Below are 20,626 nucleotides of genomic sequence, written 5' to 3' on the forward strand. Positions count from 1 at the left end.
TCAAGAAGATAAAGCACGCAAAGCAGAAACCGAAGATAAGCTAGCTATTGAAGCAATGAAAAGCAAGTACACCACGCTATTGCTAGAAAATATGTTGCTAAGTCCGTTTGAAATGCAAGATACAAAAATCATGGCAGGATTGCAAGTCCATGTTTACCCCCTCTATGACGAACTGAAAGAATTAAGAGGGCTAAATAGTGTCAAAGACCACTTGTCTTATGTTGCCAGCAGACGTGAAGAATATTCTAAGCATAATATCGCACGCTACCTCAAAAAAGCCATTGAACAATATCTACCAACGGTTAAAAGGCAGGACTTAAACCATGAGTGAAGACTTAAAAACGATCAAAGAGCTGGCGGATGAGTTGAGTGTTACAAAACAAAATATTCAATATCACTACCAAAGGTTACCAAAAGAATTACAGCTTAAAAGTTCCAATGGGTCTAATCTAATAAATTCTAAAGCAGAAAAAATAATTTTAGGTAAAGTAGAAAGTAGTAGCAAATCAAATACCAAAGACCAACAAATAAGTAGCAAAGACCAATAAATAGAAAAACTAACTAATTTGTTAGACCAGTAACAACGATTAGCCTTGCAAGATAAAAAGTTGCTAGAAGAATACAAGGCGGAAAATGATAACTTAAAAGCCCTCAAAGTGCCCTCACAGGAAACAGAATTCAAACACTTAGACAATCAATATAAAGATGAAGTGAACGCTCTTAAAGAGAAGTTGGAAAATTTGCAGGAACAAATCAAAGATCAAAAAAGGATAGAAGAACAAGAAAAACCAATAAAATGGTGGGGACTATGGCGAAAATAGATGATTCAGTTAAAAAGAAAGTTCCAGAATTGCGATTTAAAGGATTCACGGATGAATGGGAAGAGCGTAAGTTGGGAGACGAAGTTCGAATAGTGATGGGACAGTCTCCTAATTCAGAAAATTATACTGATGATCCTAATGGGCGCTAAAAATGCGAAGACCTATGAAGACCTATTTTGTATTAGTCAAACAAAAAATCCAAAAGAAATGGTATATGATTATGACCATGAAACAAAGTAAAATCAAACCGAGTGATCTGAGGAAGCACCCGATGATCATGAAAGGTTATTAAACACAAAAGTCACCCATGTGAGTTCTTGCCAGAAGCTGAAGTTAATCCTTCAACCTGGAAAACCCGCAGAGGTGACTTTTTCTATACATCTCGATTTTGCTGGCAATAATCATTAACCGATAAATATGTCTGTGAATCACCCAGCGACTCCGCTATGTCCATAATCCGCGGTGGTAGTAATCCCACTCGCTGGACAAGTTCGTGATTGCTGAACAATTCCCGTGGACTGCCGGCGAAGCCAAACTTCCCGTGTTCCATAACATACACCGACTCAAACTCGGCGGCGACCCAATCCATGTCATGGGTGATGGTCACAACTTGGTGGCCCGAATCAGCCAACTGATGGAAAATTGCGGTCAACTTGCGCCGGCTTTCCCAATCAAGCGACATCATCGGCTCATCAAATAAATAAATCGCCGGATCCACTGCCAAAACTGTGGCAACGCTCAACAGCTTGCGTTCCGACAATGACAGGTCATATGGACTTTCAGCTGTTTTATCATCCAAGCCAACTCTTTTTAGAGCCGCTAAAGCCCGCCTCGTAATCGTGTCGTGGTCATCCATGACCTGCGCGACATTCCACTCCACCTCTCGTTGAACGGTCGGGTTGAAAAGCTGATCGTCAGGATTCTGAAAAGTAATCCCAACCTTCAGTAACTTTTCGACTGGTTTAAGATCATTAAAATTTTCTCCATCGATCTTAATCACACCGGTTTGTGGTGTCAGCAAGCCCGTCAACAATTTGAAGAGCGTTGATTTGCCGGCACCATTTTGGCCGACAATCGCCACCATCGGATCGGCGAAGTGTTTGTCTTCAACATCCAAGCTAAAGGACCGTTCCGGATAAGTGAACGTCAGGTGGCTCAGTTCAATTGTGGACATAACGAACCTCCTTCAGATCAGCGTAATTCACCGGATACCGGCCATCAGCCAAGTGCCAATCCATTTTTTGAGCAAGTTGCTGGATTGTCGGGGCTGGAATCTGCCAGTCAGCTGCCAAATGATTAAACACCTCACCCGGCCTGCCCTGGGCTACCATTTGACCCTCGTGCAGCACCCACACAACGTCGGCGACTTCGCACAAATCGTCAATTTCACTGGTGACAATGAAGACAGTCGTCTCTTTGACTTGGGCCAGCCATTGGAAAAATTGCCGGCGGCCAAGGGGATCCATCTCACTGGTCGGATCATCCATAATCAAAACAGCCGGATTAGCCACAATCGCCGTGGCAATTGCCAACCGCTGGATCTGACCACCGGAAAGGCTCTCGGGACGCAAATTCAGCTGTTCAATCAGCCCCATTTGCGTGGCAACTTCTTCAACCCGTTTTTGAATCAGTCCTTCAGCCATTCCCTGATTAATCAAGTCAAAGGCGATTTCATCGGCAACCGTGTCTGCCAACCCGCTTAGTTGGCCAGCTGGATTTTGCAGTACAACTCCATTCATGGCATTATAAACGGGCCAATTGTCAGACACTCGCTGGCCAAACATGTGCCAATCGCCCTCAATCTCAGCAGACACAATTTTGGGAATGACCCCTGCCAGCACACGGCACAAAGTCGATTTGCCGGAGTGGCTATTCCCGATAATCCCAACCACCTGGCCGGTATGAACCTCCGCGTTAATCTGACGCAGTTGTGGTTGCTCAGTACCCGGATAACGGGTAGTCAAATTTTCAATTACAATCCGTTTATCTTCGTCCATATCTTCCACCCAATCAATAAAACTGCCAATCCAGTCAGACCAATGTGCAGCGTCCGCGACAGTCGATACACGCGCTGGGAGGTTCTGACAGTCCGGTTGAGATTATCAAAACCTCTCAGTTGGAGAGAAATCGACCGCGTCATCGATTGATCCAAGGTCTTAATCACCAATGGAATTAGAACCGGCAGGACTGACTTTAATTTCTGAATCAACGTTTTTTGCGGATTGGTTCCGCGAACTTTTTGTGCCTGCTGGATTTTCCGCATATTGCGCATCATTTCCGGCAAAATATAACACACCGACATCAGAACGTAGACGGTTTTATAAGACAATCCGGACAGTTCCAAATAGGCCGCGTTTTCTGAAATACTCGTGGTCACCATAAAAAAGCCACTGGTCAAAATAATCACCAATACTCGACAACCCAGAGTGGTGGCGTAAATCAGGCCCTCTTTGTAGAACGACACCCCAAGCACAGAAAACAGCACAGTTTGATTCCGACTGTAAAATAACCCTTGGATGATCAGCATGGTGCAAATCAGAAACAGGCTGAATCCCAGCGCCTTAAAGGTGGTAGAACTCAATTTGGAAAATAACAATAGCAGTGTTGCGACAAGAATTAATCCGGCCTGAAGCAATAAATTCATACTGGCAAAGCTCAACAACGTCATGTCCAAGATGAACAAGAGCTTAGTAATCGGATCGATCACCTGGTACCACTTGAGCTTGACCCGTGGCGCTCCAGAAATCAATGTTTTATCAGTCATCATTTATCATCGCTAAAGAAGTGCACCATCCGCTTCGGCAGCTGACGATAGATGAAGAATGCCAGGTAGGCCACGCAGACTTTATCCAAAATATCCAAGACAAACTCATCGGTAAATGAGGCCAGCCACACTGGTGCATGATTGGCGACCATTACCGCAAACAATGAGTCACCCCAAGCGATACCGGTCTGACCACCCCAAAAGATGACGTTGAGTGGCGTTGAAATGACAGCTGAAACGATGGCAATAATAATAGCAGAAACAAATACTCGTCGCGCTGACGAGAACCACCCATTGGCGTGCAAAACTCCGACAGCAATCCCAATTCCGATGCTGGTAATCGCATACACGGTTGAAATTGGCGATAAGGTCAGCCCATAGATCACGTTGTTGATGAAACCACTAATGGCACCGGCAACCGGCCCAGCCAACATGCTGGTAAGAAAGGTTCCCAAAGACCCCAGCCAAACGGGCAACTTTAACCCCTCCGCCAAGGCTTTGGCAACATAGTTAATCCCCACGGCAGCGGGAATCAAAGTCATGGTAGCAGCACTTAACTTAAATTTCCACATACTGGTACGATGAATCGGTTCTGTTTTCATAATCTTCTCCTTTTGTTTTTAAAGAGCCGTGTCTGGATAGACTTTCGGACGCAACGCTCTATTATATATCTACTGAACTGTCTATACACAAGATTTCCATCCTTAGTCGACATGAGCTGGAAATCTTTATTTGTTAAGTAGTTCACAACACATTATACACCTATTTTGTGAATAGTCAAGTGTATTTACAGTAAAATTTTAGAAAATCCTAAAAATTTCCTCTTATTTTCCATTTAAAAATGAAAATCATTAATTTTGACACCAAAAAAGCCCAGACAAGATTGTCTGAGCATTCTTCTATATAGTCGTTTAAGGAAGTTGAGTTCAGCATTTTCAAGCTATTTCTTCAAGAAACCTTGTTCTTGCAGAAATTCCTTGGCTACTTGTTCTGCTGACTTGCCTTCAACACCGACTTGGTAGTTGAGCTGGCTCATCTGGCTTTCAGTAATTTTACCAGCTAATTTATTGAGAACCGTCTCCAACTCAGGATGTTTCTTGAGAAGAGCTTCTTTCATTAGTGGAGCCCCTTGATAAGGTGGGAAGAGTTGTTTGTCATCCTCCAAGACCTGCAAATCATAACGCGCCAACTCTGCATCGGTCGAATAGGCATCCGTGATTTGAATATCACCTGACTGAATTGCCTGATAGCGAAGGGCTGGCTCCATGGTCGCCACATTGAGATTGAGACCATACATTGACTGCAAGCCTTTATTTCCATCTTCACGGTCATTAAACTCAAGTGTAAAGCCTGCCTTCAACTGCCCTTCCACTTTTTTCAAGTCCGAAATGGTCTTCAAGCCATATTCTTGAGCAATCTTTTTCGGAACAGCTACAGCGTAGGTATTTTGATAAGACATAGGTTTGAGATAAGCCAGATGATCCTGTTTGGCAATGCCATCACGCGCTACTTGATAAACCTGATCTGGCTCATGACCTACTTTAGGTGATGGCTGAAGTAAACTTTCAGTCACCGTACCAGTAAATTCAGGATAGATATCAATATCCCCTTTTTTCAGAGCTTCATAGAGGAAGCTTGTTTTCCCAAAATTCGGTTTGACAGTCGCAGTCATACTGGTATTCTCTTCAATCAGCAACTTATACATATTAGCCAAAATTTCTGGTTCTGGACCCAATTTCCCAGCAATAACCAAGTTTTCTTTCTCTTTTTGAGCTAAGAGGGCTGGACTATAAGACAGACCGAGCAATATGGTCACCAAGGCAAAACCAGAAAAAATCGTCCGCAATTTTGCTTTTTCCATCACTTTTAGTAGGAAGTTAAAGGCAATAGCCAGCACTGCAGAGGAAAGTGCCCCAATCAAAATCAGACTGGTATTATTACGGTCAATTCCCAAAAGGATAAAGGAACCCAGTCCCCCAGCACCAATCAAGGCTGCCAAGGTTGCCGTACCGATAATCAAGACCGCTGCCGTCCGAATCCCAGACATGATAACAGGCATGGCAAGTGGAATTTCAAACTTCTTGAGACGCTCCCACCTGGTCATCCCAAAGGCAATCCCAGCCTCTTGCAGACTCGGATCAATTCCCTTCAGCCCAGTGATGGTATTTTGCAAAATCGGAAAAATAGCATAAATCACTAGAGCTGTCAAGGCCGGTAAGGTCCCAATTCCCATCAAGGGGATGAAGAGCCCCAACAAGGCAAGAGACGGGATGGTCTGGAAAACCCCTGCAATCTGCAAGACCCAATCCGCCAACTTTTCATGATAGCGAAGATAAACAGCCACGGGAATAGCGATAAAAATAGCCAGCAACAAGGTCAAAAGTGACAACTGCAAATGTTGAGATAGAGCTGTCAACCAATCACTAAAACGATCCTGAAAAGTTGCAATTAAATTAGTCATGAACACTACCTCCAAACAAGTCTGCTACAAATTCTGTGGCAGGAGCTTTTAAAATAGTCTCGGGATTCGCCACCTGACGAATCTCTCCATCCTGCAAGACAGCAATACGGTCCGCCAACTTCAAGGCTTCATCCGTATCATGGGTCACAAAAATCGTTGTCATCCCAAATTCTTTATGCAATTCTTTCGTCAGAACCTGTAGCTGTTTTCTCGAAATAGCATCCAAGGCCGAAAAGGGCTCATCCATGAGGAGAATCTTAGGCTGACCAATCATGGCACGGACAATCCCGACCCGTTGCTGTTCTCCACCAGATAATGCACTCGGAAGTCGATGCCCATACTCAGCTACTGGCAAGCCAACTTTAGCTAAAAGCTCTTCTGTTTTCTTCGCAATTTTTTCCTTAGTCCAGCCCTTCATCTCAGGAATGAGAGCAATATTTTCTACAACCGTTAGATTGGGGAACAGAGCAATAGCCTGTAAAACATAACCAGTAGAAAGACGAAGTTCACGCTCATCATAGTCCTTGATGCGCTTGCCATCCATGTAAATATCGCCATCCGTAGGTTCCAAGAGGCGGTTGATCATCTTGAGCATGGTTGTCTTACCAGATCCAGATGGCCCAACTAAAACCATGAACTCTCCATTCTCGATCCGCAATTTGACATCTCTCAAGACATCTTTTTCTGTATAGCGTAAAGCTACATTTTTGTATTCAATCATTCTGTATCCTCAATTTAAAACTTCCCTCGATTGGTCAAGTCTTCTGCCTTAGGCATAACTTCCTTATTGTCCCAATGCTCCACAATTTTCCCGTTTTCTAGACGGAAGATATCGTACTGGGCATAAGCAACGTCATCAATCTGAGTCTGACCATAGCTAACCACATAGTTTCCTTGTCCTAAGAGTTGGAAAACAAAGTCAAAAGTGACATCATGCTCAGTAACATAGTTTTTATAAGCATCACTTCCTTGGCCAATCTCATGATTATGCTGAATCAAATCGTCCGCTACATAATCACTCCACTGCTCTAGCTCCCCATTTTGGAAAATTTCTGTCAAGAAACGACGAACGGTTTTTTTATTTTCTGCTGTCTTATCCACATCCTTGATTTCAAAATCGCCAAAGATTTGGTCTAACTGTCCATTTTCTGGAGCACGATAGTAGTCAATGACATCCCAATGCTCCACGATACGACCATTCTCATCCGCACGGAAAGTATCCGTCGTCACCCATTGCGCTTCTCCGCCATTGAGATATTGGTGAACATGGACAAAGACCAGATTGCCGTCTTCAATGGTGCGAACAATCTTCATCTCACGCTCGGGATGGCGCTCAAAGAAATTTGCAAAGAAAGCCGCAAACCCTTCTTTCCCATCTGGCACACCTGTCGAGTGTTGAATGTAGGTATCTCCTACAGACTGAGCTTGAGCCTCCGCAACTCGTCCGTCTTGAATGGCATGAATATATAGATTTTGTGCATTTTCAACTTGTTTTGACATGATTTATGCCTCACTTTCCTTCTCTTTCAGATTGTCTAAAATGCGTTCCTGATAACTTTCAAACTGACGAATTTCTTCCTCAGTGAATCCTTTATAAAAAATTGCATCTAATTTTTGACTGACACGATTGCCCACTTCTTTCTGCGACCAACCTTGCTCTGTCAACTTGACATATTTCTTTCTCTTATCTATTCCACATGGGCTAATGATGACCAGGTTTTGCTCCTCAAGTTTCTTAATCATGGTTGTGAGCGTATTGTTAGCAAGTCCAGTCGCAAGCGCAATATCTGTCGCCGTAGCGCAACCTGTCTCACTATTCCATAACACCGTGAGAATCTTTCCCTGTTCACTCCGATAAAGAGCTTCAGGATCCTGACTCAATAACTTTTGAAAGATCCGCCCATTCAACAAACGAATATGATGGGCAACTAAATGACTATCCCTCATGATTCCTCCAATTTATTTCTATATCGAATTTTCTCTATTGTAACACCTGCCATTCCATCTGTCAACTATTTCGACTTAGAAATAATTTCCACCAACAAAAAAGACCTCCTACCTAAAGTAGAAGATCTTCGTTCTTGAGTAACTTAATCTATCATTTCAGACACCAGTGTTCGATGTTCCAGTGGTAGACTGCACATAACTAGCAAGAAGATGAATCCTGACTGAATCCAGAAGAGAGCCAAGTCAAAAATTCCATGTACAGCGACTACTGTAAGGAAGGAGAGATAAAGACCGATAATTGGTCGTTTACCAGATTCCTGACTCATATCCATCATCATGTGAACCGGGATAACCGAAGAAATGGATAAGAGTATGGTTCCAATCAAACCATAACTTAAAATAGTATCGATGTAAAGACTATGCGCGTGTTCGTGGTAAGGTGCATGGATTCTCGGATAGGAATTCATATAGGTCAGTGGACCCTCACCCCAGATCGGATTTTGCTTGAACAAAGTCATACCCGCATTCCAGATTGAAACACGCTCTTCCATTGAAGAATCTAGGGTTCCCATACGGACACCCAAATCGCTTGAGAAGAGGAAACAAAGGCCAATCCCGAAAACACCAATACTGAGCCAGAAGGCACGCCAGTTTTTAATGGTTGTAAAGAGATAAATGATGGCACCAGCAATGATGGCAGGGAAGGCCGTTCTATTTTGCGTAAAATTCAAACCAAATAGATTCACAAAACCTGCTAGCACACAAAAGATTTTTAACCATCTTAACTTCGTCGTTGTAAAGAGGTAAAAGGCAATCATAATACAGAAGCAACAGATAATCCCATAGTAGTTAGGATTAAAGAAGGTCACCTCTGCACGGTTTTGGTGCCATACTTGCATATTTGGCGAAAGAAAAGCATAGTTAAATTTCTTTACAATTTGGAAATGCTCCAAGGTAGCAAAAGCTGCAGAGAGCACACTACCAAACAAGATTGTCTGCAGTATCAGTCGAAAGAAAGCATGTGTCAGACGTTTCTGGTAATAACTAAAGAAAATGAGGAAGAGAAACATCAGTAAAGATGCAACCAATCCAAGCCAGTTCTTGGCAACGATAGAGATGATACTACTATAGGTAATAAAAAAGAGAAGTACAGGATGTTTGATTAATCCTTTGATAATTCCCTTCATCTCCCCAGTAACAAGTAAACCTATCAAATATAAAGCAAAGAGTGCTAAGAACAAATAAAAAGGTAAAAAGATACTTATGATCATCAAATACAAAAAGAAATCTTTTTTCGAAAGCCCTCTTATCTTATCCAGTAATCCAATTGATTTCAAAACGGATCCTTTCTGTTCTGGAATTCTCCAGAAGATAAATGCTAAACTTATCTTTATATTCTACCATTTTTTCCGTCATTTGGGAACAATGAACACGTTTTCGCCACAAAAAAACTGTTTCATTAATATAGCACTAGAACTGAATTTTTCTGCCGTTTTCTAATACTTGATAGGTCTGACTTTGCAAATCAATTTCTGCTACTGCTGTTACGGACTTGTCTTTATTTTGACGTTTGATTACAATGCTGTGAGCTGTTGGTGTTTCTATCTCAATAGTCCCTTCTAGGTCAAAGGCCTCTGATTGATTACGGAAAGAAAATAGATTGAGAAGAGACTTTACCACAGGACGTTGAACTTCTTCTGCTATTTCCTCGTTGCTATAGTAATGACGATTAATATTTCTACCTTCTTTGGTTTCTTCTAATAATTTCAAGTCATTTTTTCCTGCTAATAGACCCACATAGTAAACCTGAGGAATACCTGGAGCAAAAGCTTGAATCAAACGAGCGAGGAAGTACTTGACATCATCATCTCCAAGCGCAGAATAGTAGGTTGAATTGATTTGGTAGATATCTAGATTGTTATACTCTGCACTAGAGTACTTACGTTTGACATTCGCTCCAACCTTATAGAGCTCATTTGAAGCATAGTCAACTTCCTCATCGGTCAGGATATCTTTGACATCCACCACTCCAATTCCATCATGAGTATCTAGTGTCGTAAATTGCTTCATCGGGCTCATCTTTAACCACTTAGCCAAGCGCTCTGTTCTGGAACTGTAAAGAGTATAAAGGGTCACCATTGGAAGGGCAAAATCGTAAACATAGTAATCATGGTCCGCTATTTTAAACTGAATCGAATAGTGCTCATGAATCTCAGGTAAGAGCTCTGTCCCATACTCAGCTGCTATATCTCGAACTTTGTCCAATAAATCCCAAATATCTGGTTCCACAAAGAAATCATTGGTATCCAATTTCTTCACCGCATAAGCAAAGGCATCTAGACGAATCAAATCACACCCGTTACTTGCTAGATGTTGAATCGTCTTACGGATAAATGCCATCGTTACTTCTTTGGTCACATCAAGGTCAATCTGCTCCTCACCAAAGGTATTCCACAAATGTTCTACTGAACCATCTGCAAAAACAATCTCTTGCTTTGGTGCACGATCCTTACGCTTGTAGATTAAATCTACGTCAGACTGTGTCGGACGGTTCTCTGGCCAAAACTTATCCCAGTTTAAAAAGAGATCTTTAAATTCACTGGCTTCATGTTTTTCTTGATAGTCCCTATAATACTTAGATTGACGAGAAATATGATTAATCATAAAGTCAAACATAAGATAATATTTCTCACCTAAACGCTTAACGTCCTCCCAATCACCAAAAGCTGAATCCACTTCATCATAGTCAACTGGCGCAAATCCACGATCACCTGTTGATGGGAAAAATGGTAGAAGGTGAACTCCTCCAATAGCATCACCAAAATGCTCTTCCAAATTCTCATATAAGTCTTTAAGATTATTTCCAAGACTATCTGAGTAAGTAATCAACATAGTTTTATTTTGAATGGTCATAGATGTTCTCCTTTTTCTGATGAAAGCCAAGTCTTATATGACCTGGCTTCGTAAATGAAAGATATTTTTAGATTTTTGTTCACATTGAACTCGTACTAAACTGCAAGCAACTAAGTACGACTTTCTTGTTTTCTACATAGAATTGTCAACAAGCTGAACCGTTCGTCTATGTATGGAATTATAAATTCCCTAAGCACTTTCTTACTTCACTGCCCCGTTACTCATTCCTGAAATGATATGTTTTTGGAAGATGAGGTAGACAATGGTTATCGTTACAATTCCAACAATATAAGATGCAAAACTTGGCCCATAGTCATTGAAGTATTGACCTTGGTAGTTGTATTGGAAGAGAGGTAAAGTCCACATCTTGGAATCCTTATTCAGAATCAACAGTGGCAACATAAAGTCATTCCAGAACCAGAGAGCATTGATAATCAAAGTTGTCGCATGCATGGGTTTCAGCATTGGAAAAATGATTCGACGGTAAGTTGTAAATCGATCAGCCCCATCAATTTCCGCAGCTTCATCTAAACTATCTGGTATACTGATTTTAATATAACCAACATACAAGAAGAGAGTCTGTGGAATAGCATAAGTTAGGTAGAGTATTACTAGCCCCCACATATTTGCTAGACCAAGCTTACTCATCATAACTGTGATGGGAATCATAATCACCTGAAATGGAACAAATATCCCTAAGATCAAGAGCGAATACATAATTGCAAAGGCTTTTTTCTTGGACATATTTCGAGCAATGGAATAAGCTGCAGCTGGTATAAAGAAAGCTACTACAATCAATGATAACACCGTAATAACTGCTGAATTCCAGAAATAGCCTCCAATTCCATCCGAAATCAATCGTTCATAATTACTTAAGGTAAAAGGATTGGGCAAACTAAAGAAATGATTCATGATATCCTTAGTTGTCTTGAAAGAACTAAATACTGTTACCAACAAAGGAACAAGTATAAGAATACCACCGACTATCAAGAGGACATATTTCCAAAACTGATTCAATTTTTCTTCTTTTTTCATGTGTAGGACTCCTCTGTTAGATTTCAAATTTCTTTGATAGTTTGATTTGGATAAGAGAAACAATTCCAATAATTAAGAATAAAATCAAGGCAATTGCATTCGCATATCCATATTGATTACTCTTGAAAGCATAGTTGTAGACTAAAAGTCCAAGAGACGTTGTAGCATTATTTGGACCACCACTCGTCAAGGCAAAAATCTGGTCAAAGGCTGTCAAACCGGACTTTAGAGCCAGAATAAAAACCATAGAAATCGTTGGTAGCAAATAGGGTAATTCAATCTTCCAAAAAGTTTGTTTACTTGTTGCACCATCAATTGATGCCGCCTCCAAAATATCAGTTGGAATACTCTGAAGACCCGCAAGAAAGAGAATAATTGGCATTGCTACTCCTTGCCATAAAAGAACAAAAATAGTTGCCACTACTGCTCCGATTGGTGTTCCTAATAGACTCTCTTGTAAAAAACCAATCCCTAAAATTTTTCCAATCGTTGGAAGACCATAATTAAAGAATTGTTTAAAAATCAAGGAAACTGTCAAACCAGATAAAACAGCCGGGAAAAAGAACCAAGCTCTAAAGAAGGTCTGTCCCTTCATCTTAGAATTTAAGGCTCGTGCCACAACCATCCCAATCGTAATCTCTCCAATAATCAATGCCAGAGTTAAAATCAAAGTAAAGGCTATGGCTGTGAAGAATTTCCCATCAATCATCAGCAATTTGTAGTTATTCAAACCAACAAATTTATAATTATAGGTCAATCCAGTCCAGTTAGTCAAACTATAGAAAGCACCTTGTACCATTGGAAAGTAAAAGAAGATAGCTTGTAATGCAAGTGGGATGAGCAAAAAGGTCCAACCCCAGTATTTATTTAAAAATTTTCGAATAGCCATATCATCTTAACTCCTATTCTAGTCCAAATCTGCCTTCATTGGATTAAAGAAAGCATTGAGATTGTTTGCCATATTTTTCAGATTTTTATCCATCAAGTAACCTGCACTTAGATTAAAAAAATCTTCTTCAGAATTCCAGTGTTGGCCCAACCAAACATAATGTTTGTCAGTAAATGCCAGTTTAGAAATCTCAGTAAGCGCTGAGTCTTCTTTTTCCTGTATGCCTTTTACAGCAACTGGTGATCCATCTACATCATAATATGACTGCATAGCTTTTGGACTAGTCATATAGCTGATAAATTCTTCGGTTTCTTTCGGATGTTTAGTAGTAGCCGAAGTTGATAATGCCATGTCCCCTGCACCAACAGTAACTTCTTTTCCTACTTCTTCTCCTGGGAAGGCAAACATCCCCACCTCAAATTTGGGATCCTGTTGATTAATTGCCGCTAATGCCCATGATCCTTGTGGCATCATCAAAGCTGTTTCACTCGAAAATGCTACCACCTCATCATTATAAGAGGCACCACGCCAACCATCTTGAGCATTATCCGCCAATAAATCGAGTCGTTCTGCATCTGCTTTTAAAATAGCATCATCTGCAGAGATAGCATTTGGTTTTGAAAAGCGAAGGTAGTTATTAGCCGCATCTCCACTACCTGTAATAGTAATGAGAGAAAGTTGGTGGTAACCATTTAATGTCCAGCCTTCATTGCCTGCAACTGCAAATGGAGAATTCCCACTATCCTTTATCTTTTTAACAATCTCTTGAAACTCTTTAAAAGTCTTCGGTTCCTCAAGTCCTAATTCTTTAAACTTTGTTTTATTGTAGTAGATTCCATAAAGGTTGGCCGTTAAAGGTACACTATAAATTTTGTTATTGATTGCATACTTTTTAGCATAGTCATTCTTGATGTTCTCAAGATAGGGTTTTCCTGTCACATCTGCAAAATAGCCTGCCTTCGCCCACTCCTGAAAATCCATATTTTGAGGATAGATATTAATAATATCTGGAACATCTCCTGATAATATCCGAGTCTTTAGAACAATTCCAGCTGAAGGTACTGTGGTCAACTTCACATCAATATTAGGGTGTTCTTTTTCAAAATCATCCACTATTCTTTGCAAGGTATCTGCCATCTCGGTCTTCTGGTTAAAAAACTCAATCGTTACCTTACCATCAGCTGACTTCTCTTGACTACTACAAGCTGACAGTCCCAAAAGGCAGAGTCCTGTAGTAGCAATTAAGCTCATCTTTTTATACCATCTCATGATTTTATCTCCTTATCTTCTAATGAAATGTAACTGCCTGCTGAGATAATCTCCCTGTGGAAGCCCCATAGTAATACCCGCATACATGAGTTCTGCACCTGAGTAAACTACATCATTTTCCTGTAATTCATACCGTCCCTCTTCATCCAAATCTTTTAACTTTAAAGTTGTTTCCATTGTTTCCACAACTGATAAGACTCGGACATAGGTTACAATCGTTTGATCTTCATAGTTAAATTGAACTGCTGCTTCATTGGATTCAGCATCGGGATTGATTAACCTATACTGATTTCCCAACTGGACTACTGGTCGCAATTCTTTATACAAGTTCACCTGATTAGCAATCTCAGCTTTCTCATCATCTGATAAACTTGTCAAATCAAGCTCATAACCCAGATTTCCCATCATTGCTACATGACCACGAGTTTCCAATGGTGTCATTCGTCCCATCTGATGATTCGGTACTGCTGACACATGAGCCCCCATAGAAATGGTTGGATAGAGATAGGATGATCCATACTGTATAGGTAAACGTGCTATGGCATCAGTATTATCACTAGCCCAGACTTGTGGGAAATAGCGCATCATACCAAGATCATTTCGTCCACCACCACCAGAGCAGGACTCAAAGAGAATATGACTGTGTTTCTCTGTCAGATAAGAAACGAGTTCGTAAAGTCCTAACATATACTGATGAGATTGCATCTGTGTCTCTAGATAATTCGATCCATTCCCTAGCTTAGTAATATTACGATTCATATCCCATTTAATGTAGTCAATCTCATGATAAGATAGGAGTTCATCTAAGACATTTTTCAAGTATTCTACTACCTGAGGATTGGCAAGATTAAGTACTAATTGATTCCTAGAATAGGTATGCTCATAGCCAGGAACCTGAATGGCCCAGTCAGGATGTTTGCGATACAAGTCGCTATCTACAGAAATCATCTCCGGTTCTAACCAAAGTCCAAACTGCAAACCTCTTTCGTGGATAGCTGAAATAAGACTTTCAAGACTTCCACCCAATTTTTCCTCATTAACAACCCAATCACCTAAAGCACGATTATCATCAAAGCGATTACCAAACCACCCATCATCTAATACAAAAAGTTCAATACCAACTTTCTTAGCTTCATCTGCTAACTCTAACAGTTTTTCTCTCTGGAAGTCAAAGTAGGTAGCTTCCCAGTTATTGATTAGAATTGGACGCTCTTTTTTAGAAAACTGACTTGGCATAATGTACTTAAGTACAAAATTCTGACTTTCATGACTAACACCAGTTAACCCCTTATCTGAATAGGTCACTAAAGCTACCGGTGTTTCAAAGTTTTCCTCAGGGTCTAACTTCCAAGAAAAGTTTTCCGAATTAATCCCAATCGCCATTCGAACTTCATTCAATTGATTCTTTTGAACAAAAGCTTCAAAGTTTCCACTATACATTAGTTGAATAGCAAACACATTCCCAGCATCCTCTGTGACTCCTTGATCACATAATAGAAGAGCTGGTGTTTGAGCATGCCCAGAAGCTCCACGGTTCGAATCAATCGAAAAAATTCCTTGTTCTACCTGTTGACGTCGGACAGTCTTTTCACGAGCATAAGCTCCCTGTAAAGTCACTATTTCGTAAGCCGCAGCGGGAAAATCAGCCATAAAAGAAAAGTCCTTATGAATGACAATTTCCTGGTTACTATTATTCTCTAATTTACTGTAGCTAGCAATTGTCGCATCATTATTAAAAGCAGTATAATACAAAGTCAGACTAAGTTGAGCCTTAGGATCTTCTAAAATTAAGGCAAGAGTTTCTGTAGCATCCATGCTATGTGGAGAAGGTAAACCCTGTGGACCATTCTGACCTCTTAAAATCTTTGCTTCTACAAATCGAAAGTCTGTTACTTCAGTTACATCGTGCTGAACCTGTAAGGTTGGTCTTCTAAAATCACCCAAACCATGTTGTCCAAAAATCTGACGTTGCGTATCCAAACTAAAGGTTCGATTGGTAGCTGCTGGATTACCAGAAAAAGCATGATCGCGTTCATAAACACTATTAGAACCTCTATAGTCCTTAATAGTCTTTCCTAAATATTTTAATAATAAGAACCCATCCCTATTTTCAATAATCAAACTTAAACCTTTACTCTCAACGTAAAAAAGATTATTCTCTATCCGAATTCCCATAAATTGTACCTCATCTATTTCTTGAAAAAATTTTAACACATAAAAGCGCTTTCTAAAATAGAAAAATGTCTCAAGAATATGGTAAAATGTTAGGTAGGAGGTGGCCCATGCTCGTTTTTTCAGAATACCAGACTGGAACAATTGATCTTTCTCTTAGCTTCTATGGTTATGAGGAATGCACGCCTAACTACTCTTTTGGCCCAGCCATTCGAGATACCTATGTACTCCATTACATTACTAAAGGAAAAGGGCAGTTCCATTATAAGGGGAAAATTGTTGATTTAAAGACAGGAGATTTCTTTTTACTAAAACCAGATGAACTAACCTTTTACCAAGCAGATAGTGAAGAACCTTGGGCCTACTACTGGTTAGGAATCACTGGAGGGAAAGCTCCTGACTATTTTGCTCTTTCGCAGATTTCTGACCAATCCTATCTCATCCAATCTGAAACTTGTCATACCCAGACTACTGCAAATCTCATCTCAGATATTGTTCGCTTCGCTCAGATTACAAAATCAAATGAATTAGCTCAACTCCATATCATGGGACAACTCCATGAACTGATGTTTCATCTGGGAACTATTGCTCCCAATCAGAAAAAAAAGAATATTTCATCAACCTACCAACTCTATCTTGAATGCAAACGGTTGATAGATAGTCACTACCCGCAATCACTCACAATTCAAGATTTAGCAAAAGAACTATCGGTTCATAGAAGTTACTTAACTAGTGTGTTTAAAGAATTTCATCAACTCTCTCCAAAAGAGTATCTACTTTACGTTCGGATGCATCGTGCACAACAACTTCTGGAACATACTGAAGAATCAATTAAAGTCATTGCGTACTCTGTCGGCTTTTCAGACCCACTCCATTTCTCGAAAGCTTACAAGCAGTTTTTTCATAAAACACCCAGCCAGACTCGAAAAGAACTCTTTCACCTCCCCCTAGTTAGAAAGGAAAATTAATGAAATCACACCAACTAGTCTACCAGATACTAGCCAGAGAAAACGACCATGTCAGCGGAGAAAAAATTGGCCAAGAACTAAATCTAAGTCGCACATCCATATGGAAAGCAATCCAACGTCTCCAACAAGAAGGGCTCATGATCGACAGTATTAAAAATAGAGGTTACAAGCTGATCCAAGGCGATTTGATATTGCCTGATGTAATCCAGGAGAAAACCAACTTAAACATTGTCTACAAACCAGAAACAAAATCTACTCAAACAGATGCAAAAGAAGGTATGGAAGCTGGAAGCCAAGGAAATACCCTCTATCTTTCCACATACCAAACAGCAGGTCGTGGTCGCTTTCAGCGTCCTTACTACTCTCCTTCACAGGGAGGCATCTATATGTCATTGCATATTCAACCAAATCTTCCCTATGAAAAGCTTCCATCCTATACACTCCTTGTTGCTGCTGCAGTCTACAAGGCCATTAAAAATCTAACCATGATAGAAGTTGATATCAAGTGGGTTAATGATATCTACTTTAAGAATAAAAAAATAGCAGGTATCCTTACCGAAGCAATGACATCAGTTGAGACAGGCTTGGTTACAGATATCATTATCGGACTTGGTATAAATTTTTCTATAGAAGACTTTCCAGAAGAACTAAAAGAAAAAGCTGGAAGTCTCTTTACACCACCAGCTCCTATCACACGAAACGAACTAATCTCAGAAATTTGGCGTTGTTTCTACCAAACAGCACCCGAAGAACTACTCTATCTTTATAAAGAACACTCTCTTGTTCTAGGAAGAGAGGTCAGTTTTATCCAAGATCAGACTGAAAAAAAAGGAGTCGCCAAGGACATCTCCGACAAAGGACAACTCCTTATCCAGCTTGATGATCAGACAGAAATCTGGCTCCATAGTGGTGAAATCTCACTCACTAGCTGGACTTAATAGCAGCACTATATGGTATCTAGAACCTCAACTAGCAACATATAGTGCTTTTTGAATGTAGAAAGCAACTGATATATAAATAGCTGGCTTCCCATCAACACTTTACAGGTGAACAGCTTTCGAGGCATTCTTTTTATATGCCGTGCTATGTGCCAATGAAACCCCATTGTGGTGATTTTCGTATCCAAGTATAATTCCTGGCAACGCAAAAACTTTAACAGCATACAAAAGTAGCCAAAACATAAATACTTCAGCTTTTATATTCACCAAATTTTTACTCAACATCTCGTACAAGAACCATGCATTTAAAGCCATATTGAAGAGACTTGCTAACGTTGCTGAGACTATATTGGTTTTCAATTTTGGATGATAACATTTGGCAACATATAAGGCCAATATTGAAATATTATAAAGGCAAATCGGTTGATAATTTTTCCTATAAATAACTATCGTCTTACGATTATAGAAAAAAAAACCATGAGGTCCACGATGATAGTCATTAATCCAGACATGGCTAAGACCTCTAATCTCATCCCAAGCTATAAATAAATCAATTTTTCTTAGATAAATCCCAGTTTTATGGATTAAACACTTCCATTTGAACATGAAAGATAAAAGAAAAGTAAGGAGCAAAACCGCAACCGTAACAATCCTCAACTCCCCTTGCCCAACAATCAAGGATAGATTTAAAAAGCGAATTTGAGCTTCTGGTGTATCTAAGATCATTGAAATCACAGTTAGAAATACTACAAAGATAAATAGTATAAATCTATAAAAAATACTACGAAATTTTACTCCATTTTTCATATAGAATCACCTGATATCTCAAAATCTTTATTCCTAATAAAGCACTAAACCTAGCAAAGCTGTTGCTATATTAAAAATTTTTACTCACTATTATTTTAAAAGAACTACACACAAAAAAAGAGCTTACTAGCTCTCTAAGTACGGAGAATGGGGGATTCGAACCCCCGCGCCGGTTACCCGACCTAACGATTTAGCAAACCGTCCTCTTCAGCCTCTTGAGTAATTCTCCTATTAATGGGCACGAGTGGACTCGAACCACCGACCTCACGCTTATCAGGCGTGCGCTCTAACCACCTGAGCTACGCGCCCAAGTTCAAAAACTTGGTATGAACTTTCGTTCAAAGCGGGTGACGAGAATCGAACTCGCGACAACAGCTTGGAAGGCTGTAGTTTTACCACTAAACTACACCCGCTTAATAAAACAAAATATGGCGCGAGACGGAATCGAACCGCCGACACATGGAGCTTCAATCCATTGCTCTACCAACTGAGCTACCGAGCCAAATTGCGGGAGCAGGATTTGAACCTACGACCTTCGGGTTATGAGCCCGACGAGCTACCGAGCTGCTCCATCCCGCGTTAATATAAAAAGGAGGATGTGGGATTCGAACCCACGCACGCTTTTACACGCCTGACGGTTTTCAAGACCGTTCCCTTCAGCCGGACTTGGGTAATCCTCCATTATTTACAATGGACCTTGTAGGACTTGAACCTACGACCACTCGGTTATGAGCCGAGAGCTCTAACCAGCTGAGCTAAAGGTCCAACAAGATCAATATAGCGGCGAAGGGGATCGAACCCCCGACCTCCCGGGTATGAACCGGACGCTCTAGCCAGCTGAGCTACACCGCCATGAATCGGGAAGACAGGATTCGAACCTGCGACACCTTGGTCCCAAACCAAGTACTCTACCAAGCTGAGCTACTTCCCGCGTTAAATAAAAAAATGCACCCTAGAGGAGTCGAACCTCTAACCGCCTGATTCGTAGTCAGGTACTCTATCCAGTTGAGCTAAGGGTGCTCATCATTATATGCCGAGGACCGGAATCGAACCGGTACGATCGTTACCAATCGCAGGATTTTAAGTCCTGTGCGTCTGCCAGTTCCGCCACCCCGGCCTCTCTAAGCGAACGACGGGATTCGAACCCGCGACCCCCACCTTGGCAAGGTGGTGTTCTACCACTGAACTACGTTCGCATCGACCTCTTATTCTATATAAAAAAATGCCGGCTACATGACTTGAACACGCGACCCTCTGATTACAAATCAGATGCTCTACCAACTGAGCTAAGCCGGCTGCTTTCTATTATGCGGGTTAAGGGACTTGAACCCCCACGCCGTTAAGCGCCAGATCCTAAATCTGGTGCGTCTGCCAATTCCGCCAAACCCGCAAATATGACCCGTACTGGGCTCGAACCAGTGACCCATTGATTAAAAGTCAATTGCTCTACCAACTGAGCTAACGAGTCTAAAATAACTTCCGTTACCTTAAACGGTCCCGACGGGAATCGAACCCGCGATCTTCGCCGTGACAGGGCGACGTGATAACCGCTACACTACGGGACCTATATGGGAGTTAACGGGATCGAACCGCTGACCCTCTGCTTGTAAGGCAGATGCTCTCCCAGCTGAGCTAAACTCCC

General features: G+C 40.9%; 20 protein-coding genes, 17 tRNA genes and 1 pseudogene. 6 read left to right on the top strand and 32 right to left on the bottom strand.

Annotation, left to right across the window (positions count from 1 at the left end; genetic code table 11):
- Nucleotides 1–10: 10 nt before the first annotated feature.
- The 4 genes and pseudogenes from ATE34_RS11350 to ATE34_RS10995 form a co-directional block, all read left to right on the top strand.
- Nucleotides 11–331, top strand: a pseudogene (locus ATE34_RS11350) (DNA replication protein); the annotation flags it as partial.
- Nucleotides 324–548: a hypothetical protein gene (locus ATE34_RS07530; RefSeq protein ID WP_008808877.1), complete on the top strand. Its 225-nt coding sequence runs from the start codon at nucleotides 324–326 to the stop codon at nucleotides 546–548. The pseudogene ATE34_RS11350 and the gene ATE34_RS07530, both read left to right, overlap by 8 nt.
- A gap of 45 nt (nucleotides 549–593) precedes the next feature.
- Nucleotides 594–821, top strand: coding sequence for a hypothetical protein (locus ATE34_RS07535; protein WP_061598087.1), 228 nt, complete (start codon nucleotides 594–596; stop codon nucleotides 819–821).
- Nucleotides 809–970: a hypothetical protein gene (locus ATE34_RS10995; protein WP_180382687.1), complete on the top strand. Its 162-nt coding sequence runs from the start codon at nucleotides 809–811 to the stop codon at nucleotides 968–970. The genes ATE34_RS07535 and ATE34_RS10995 overlap by 13 nt, the downstream gene beginning before the upstream one ends.
- A gap of 224 nt (nucleotides 971–1,194) precedes the next feature.
- On the opposite strand, the gene ATE34_RS07540 is transcribed toward ATE34_RS10995, so the two are convergent.
- From ATE34_RS07540 to ATE34_RS07605, 14 genes are all read right to left on the bottom strand, one after another.
- A complete protein-coding gene (locus ATE34_RS07540) occupies nucleotides 1,195–1,995 on the bottom strand; it encodes an energy-coupling factor ABC transporter ATP-binding protein (RefSeq protein WP_000103849.1) in 801 nt (266 codons plus the stop codon).
- Complete coding sequence (locus ATE34_RS07545; RefSeq protein WP_000343048.1) at nucleotides 1,982–2,818, bottom strand: ABC transporter ATP-binding protein; 837 nt, start codon at nucleotides 2,816–2,818, stop codon at nucleotides 1,982–1,984. Before ATE34_RS07545 ends, ATE34_RS07540 begins: the two co-directional genes overlap by 14 nt.
- The gene (locus ATE34_RS07550) at nucleotides 2,794–3,585 is read right to left on the bottom strand and encodes an energy-coupling factor transporter transmembrane component T (RefSeq protein ID WP_180382688.1); all 792 of its coding nucleotides are present in this window, start codon (nucleotides 3,583–3,585) and stop codon (nucleotides 2,794–2,796) included. The genes ATE34_RS07545 and ATE34_RS07550 overlap by 25 nt, the downstream gene beginning before the upstream one ends.
- The gene (locus ATE34_RS07555) at nucleotides 3,585–4,187 is read right to left on the bottom strand and encodes a hypothetical protein (RefSeq protein ID WP_000846130.1); all 603 of its coding nucleotides are present in this window, start codon (nucleotides 4,185–4,187) and stop codon (nucleotides 3,585–3,587) included. Before ATE34_RS07555 ends, ATE34_RS07550 begins: the two co-directional genes overlap by 1 nt.
- Before the next feature lie 338 nt (nucleotides 4,188–4,525).
- Nucleotides 4,526–6,046 (bottom strand): ABC transporter permease/substrate-binding protein, encoded by a 1,521-nt coding sequence (locus ATE34_RS07560; RefSeq protein ID WP_084911483.1) that lies wholly within the window; start codon nucleotides 6,044–6,046, stop codon nucleotides 4,526–4,528.
- On the bottom strand, nucleotides 6,039–6,767 hold the full coding sequence (locus tag ATE34_RS07565) for an ATP-binding cassette domain-containing protein (RefSeq protein WP_084911484.1): 729 nt from the start codon (nucleotides 6,765–6,767) through the stop codon (nucleotides 6,039–6,041). Before ATE34_RS07565 ends, ATE34_RS07560 begins: the two co-directional genes overlap by 8 nt.
- 14 nt (nucleotides 6,768–6,781) lie before the next feature.
- Nucleotides 6,782–7,546, bottom strand: coding sequence for a nuclear transport factor 2 family protein (locus ATE34_RS07570; protein WP_084911485.1), 765 nt, complete (start codon nucleotides 7,544–7,546; stop codon nucleotides 6,782–6,784).
- A gap of 3 nt (nucleotides 7,547–7,549) precedes the next feature.
- Nucleotides 7,550–7,993, bottom strand: coding sequence for a MarR family winged helix-turn-helix transcriptional regulator (locus ATE34_RS07575; RefSeq protein WP_084911486.1), 444 nt, complete (start codon nucleotides 7,991–7,993; stop codon nucleotides 7,550–7,552).
- A gap of 143 nt (nucleotides 7,994–8,136) precedes the next feature.
- Nucleotides 8,137–9,330 (bottom strand): O-antigen ligase family protein, encoded by a 1,194-nt coding sequence (locus ATE34_RS07580; protein ID WP_084911487.1) that lies wholly within the window; start codon nucleotides 9,328–9,330, stop codon nucleotides 8,137–8,139.
- Nucleotides 9,331–9,463: 133 nt separating this feature from the next.
- Entirely contained in the window at nucleotides 9,464–10,906 is a 1,443-nt protein-coding gene (gene gtfA, locus ATE34_RS07585; protein ID WP_084911488.1) for a sucrose phosphorylase, read from the bottom strand.
- Nucleotides 10,907–11,107: 201 nt separating this feature from the next.
- Complete coding sequence (locus ATE34_RS07590; RefSeq protein WP_000711267.1) at nucleotides 11,108–11,941, bottom strand: carbohydrate ABC transporter permease; 834 nt, start codon at nucleotides 11,939–11,941, stop codon at nucleotides 11,108–11,110.
- Nucleotides 11,942–11,957: 16 nt separating this feature from the next.
- Nucleotides 11,958–12,830 carry a carbohydrate ABC transporter permease gene (locus ATE34_RS07595; protein ID WP_084911489.1) on the bottom strand — a complete coding sequence of 291 codons (873 nt, stop codon included), beginning with the start codon at nucleotides 12,828–12,830 and terminating at the stop codon, nucleotides 11,958–11,960.
- 18 nt (nucleotides 12,831–12,848) lie between these two features.
- Nucleotides 12,849–14,099 (bottom strand): extracellular solute-binding protein, encoded by a 1,251-nt coding sequence (locus ATE34_RS07600; protein ID WP_061598080.1) that lies wholly within the window; start codon nucleotides 14,097–14,099, stop codon nucleotides 12,849–12,851.
- Between the two features lie 12 nt (nucleotides 14,100–14,111).
- Entirely contained in the window at nucleotides 14,112–16,274 is a 2,163-nt protein-coding gene (locus tag ATE34_RS07605; RefSeq protein ID WP_084911493.1) for an alpha-galactosidase, read from the bottom strand.
- Nucleotides 16,275–16,381: 107 nt separating this feature from the next.
- Here ATE34_RS07605 and ATE34_RS07610 point away from each other — a divergent pair, with 107 nt between their 5' ends.
- Nucleotides 16,382–17,239 (top strand): AraC family transcriptional regulator, encoded by an 858-nt coding sequence (locus tag ATE34_RS07610; RefSeq protein ID WP_084911490.1) that lies wholly within the window; start codon nucleotides 16,382–16,384, stop codon nucleotides 17,237–17,239.
- Complete coding sequence (birA, locus tag ATE34_RS07615; protein WP_084911491.1) at nucleotides 17,239–18,177, top strand: bifunctional biotin--[acetyl-CoA-carboxylase] ligase/biotin operon repressor BirA; 939 nt, start codon at nucleotides 17,239–17,241, stop codon at nucleotides 18,175–18,177. The genes ATE34_RS07610 and birA overlap by 1 nt, the downstream gene beginning before the upstream one ends.
- Before the next feature lie 102 nt (nucleotides 18,178–18,279).
- Here birA and ATE34_RS07620 read toward each other — a convergent pair whose 3' ends face one another.
- The 18 genes from ATE34_RS07620 to ATE34_RS07705 form a co-directional block, all read right to left on the bottom strand.
- Nucleotides 18,280–18,984 (bottom strand): hypothetical protein, encoded by a 705-nt coding sequence (locus ATE34_RS07620; protein WP_061598076.1) that lies wholly within the window; start codon nucleotides 18,982–18,984, stop codon nucleotides 18,280–18,282.
- Between the two features lie 141 nt (nucleotides 18,985–19,125).
- Nucleotides 19,126–19,213, bottom strand: a tRNA-Ser gene (locus tag ATE34_RS07625).
- A 6-nt stretch (nucleotides 19,214–19,219) separates the two neighbouring features.
- Nucleotides 19,220–19,293, bottom strand: a tRNA-Ile gene (locus tag ATE34_RS07630).
- Nucleotides 19,294–19,326: 33 nt separating this feature from the next.
- Nucleotides 19,327–19,397: transfer RNA gene (locus ATE34_RS07635), tRNA-Gly, on the bottom strand.
- A 16-nt stretch (nucleotides 19,398–19,413) separates the two neighbouring features.
- A tRNA-Phe gene (locus tag ATE34_RS07640) sits at nucleotides 19,414–19,486 on the bottom strand.
- A gap of 3 nt (nucleotides 19,487–19,489) precedes the next feature.
- Nucleotides 19,490–19,563, bottom strand: a tRNA-Met gene (locus ATE34_RS07645).
- Between the two features lie 11 nt (nucleotides 19,564–19,574).
- Nucleotides 19,575–19,664 (bottom strand) — tRNA-Ser (locus tag ATE34_RS07650).
- A gap of 11 nt (nucleotides 19,665–19,675) precedes the next feature.
- Nucleotides 19,676–19,749, bottom strand: a tRNA-Ile gene (locus tag ATE34_RS07655).
- Nucleotides 19,750–19,762: 13 nt separating this feature from the next.
- A tRNA-Met gene (locus tag ATE34_RS07660) sits at nucleotides 19,763–19,836 on the bottom strand.
- Nucleotides 19,837–19,841: 5 nt separating this feature from the next.
- A tRNA-Pro gene (locus tag ATE34_RS07665) sits at nucleotides 19,842–19,915 on the bottom strand.
- A gap of 15 nt (nucleotides 19,916–19,930) precedes the next feature.
- Nucleotides 19,931–20,004: transfer RNA gene (locus ATE34_RS07670), tRNA-Arg, on the bottom strand.
- A gap of 11 nt (nucleotides 20,005–20,015) precedes the next feature.
- Nucleotides 20,016–20,101 (bottom strand) — tRNA-Leu (locus ATE34_RS07675).
- A 7-nt stretch (nucleotides 20,102–20,108) separates the two neighbouring features.
- A tRNA-Gly gene (locus ATE34_RS07680) sits at nucleotides 20,109–20,180 on the bottom strand.
- Nucleotides 20,181–20,207: 27 nt separating this feature from the next.
- Nucleotides 20,208–20,280, bottom strand: a tRNA-Thr gene (locus ATE34_RS07685).
- Nucleotides 20,281–20,292: 12 nt separating this feature from the next.
- Nucleotides 20,293–20,374 (bottom strand) — tRNA-Leu (locus ATE34_RS07690).
- Nucleotides 20,375–20,379: 5 nt separating this feature from the next.
- Nucleotides 20,380–20,452 (bottom strand) — tRNA-Lys (locus ATE34_RS07695).
- Between the two features lie 24 nt (nucleotides 20,453–20,476).
- A tRNA-Asp gene (locus tag ATE34_RS07700) sits at nucleotides 20,477–20,549 on the bottom strand.
- Between the two features lie 4 nt (nucleotides 20,550–20,553).
- Nucleotides 20,554–20,626, bottom strand: a tRNA-Val gene (locus tag ATE34_RS07705).

It is taken from the genome of Streptococcus oralis subsp. tigurinus (assembly GCF_002093545.1).
Taxonomy (GTDB): Bacteria; Bacillota; Bacilli; order Lactobacillales; family Streptococcaceae; genus Streptococcus; species Streptococcus oralis_C.

What these genes read in the sequence shown, in the direction of transcription:
- ATE34_RS07530 (WP_008808877.1), top strand. Translation starts at nt 324, where the DNA reads ATGAGTGAAGACTTAAAAACGATCAAAGAGCTGGCGGATGAGTTGAGT.
- ATE34_RS10995 (WP_180382687.1), top strand. Translation starts at nt 809, where the DNA reads ATGGCGAAAATAGATGATTCAGTTAAAAAGAAAGTTCCAGAATTGCGA.
- ATE34_RS07540 (WP_000103849.1), bottom strand. Translation starts at nt 1,995, where the DNA reads ATGTCCACAATTGAACTGAGCCACCTGACGTTCACTTATCCGGAACGG.
- ATE34_RS07545 (WP_000343048.1), bottom strand. Translation starts at nt 2,818, where the DNA reads ATGGACGAAGATAAACGGATTGTAATTGAAAATTTGACTACCCGTTAT.
- ATE34_RS07550 (WP_180382688.1), bottom strand. Translation starts at nt 3,585, where the DNA reads ATGACTGATAAAACATTGATTTCTGGAGCGCCACGGGTCAAGCTCAAG.
- ATE34_RS07555 (WP_000846130.1), bottom strand. Translation starts at nt 4,187, where the DNA reads ATGAAAACAGAACCGATTCATCGTACCAGTATGTGGAAATTTAAGTTA.
- ATE34_RS07560 (WP_084911483.1), bottom strand. Translation starts at nt 6,046, where the DNA reads ATGACTAATTTAATTGCAACTTTTCAGGATCGTTTTAGTGATTGGTTG.
- ATE34_RS07565 (WP_084911484.1), bottom strand. Translation starts at nt 6,767, where the DNA reads ATGATTGAATACAAAAATGTAGCTTTACGCTATACAGAAAAAGATGTC.
- ATE34_RS07570 (WP_084911485.1), bottom strand. Translation starts at nt 7,546, where the DNA reads ATGTCAAAACAAGTTGAAAATGCACAAAATCTATATATTCATGCCATT.
- ATE34_RS07575 (WP_084911486.1), bottom strand. Translation starts at nt 7,993, where the DNA reads ATGAGGGATAGTCATTTAGTTGCCCATCATATTCGTTTGTTGAATGGG.
- gtfA (WP_084911488.1), bottom strand. Translation starts at nt 10,906, where the DNA reads ATGACCATTCAAAATAAAACTATGTTGATTACTTACTCAGATAGTCTT.
- ATE34_RS07590 (WP_000711267.1), bottom strand. Translation starts at nt 11,941, where the DNA reads ATGAAAAAAGAAGAAAAATTGAATCAGTTTTGGAAATATGTCCTCTTG.
- ATE34_RS07595 (WP_084911489.1), bottom strand. Translation starts at nt 12,830, where the DNA reads ATGGCTATTCGAAAATTTTTAAATAAATACTGGGGTTGGACCTTTTTG.
- ATE34_RS07600 (WP_061598080.1), bottom strand. Translation starts at nt 14,099, where the DNA reads ATGAGATGGTATAAAAAGATGAGCTTAATTGCTACTACAGGACTCTGC.
- ATE34_RS07605 (WP_084911493.1), bottom strand. Translation starts at nt 16,274, where the DNA reads ATGGGAATTCGGATAGAGAATAATCTTTTTTACGTTGAGAGTAAAGGT.
- ATE34_RS07610 (WP_084911490.1), top strand. Translation starts at nt 16,382, where the DNA reads ATGCTCGTTTTTTCAGAATACCAGACTGGAACAATTGATCTTTCTCTT.
- birA (WP_084911491.1), top strand. Translation starts at nt 17,239, where the DNA reads ATGAAATCACACCAACTAGTCTACCAGATACTAGCCAGAGAAAACGAC.
- ATE34_RS07620 (WP_061598076.1), bottom strand. Translation starts at nt 18,984, where the DNA reads ATGAAAAATGGAGTAAAATTTCGTAGTATTTTTTATAGATTTATACTA.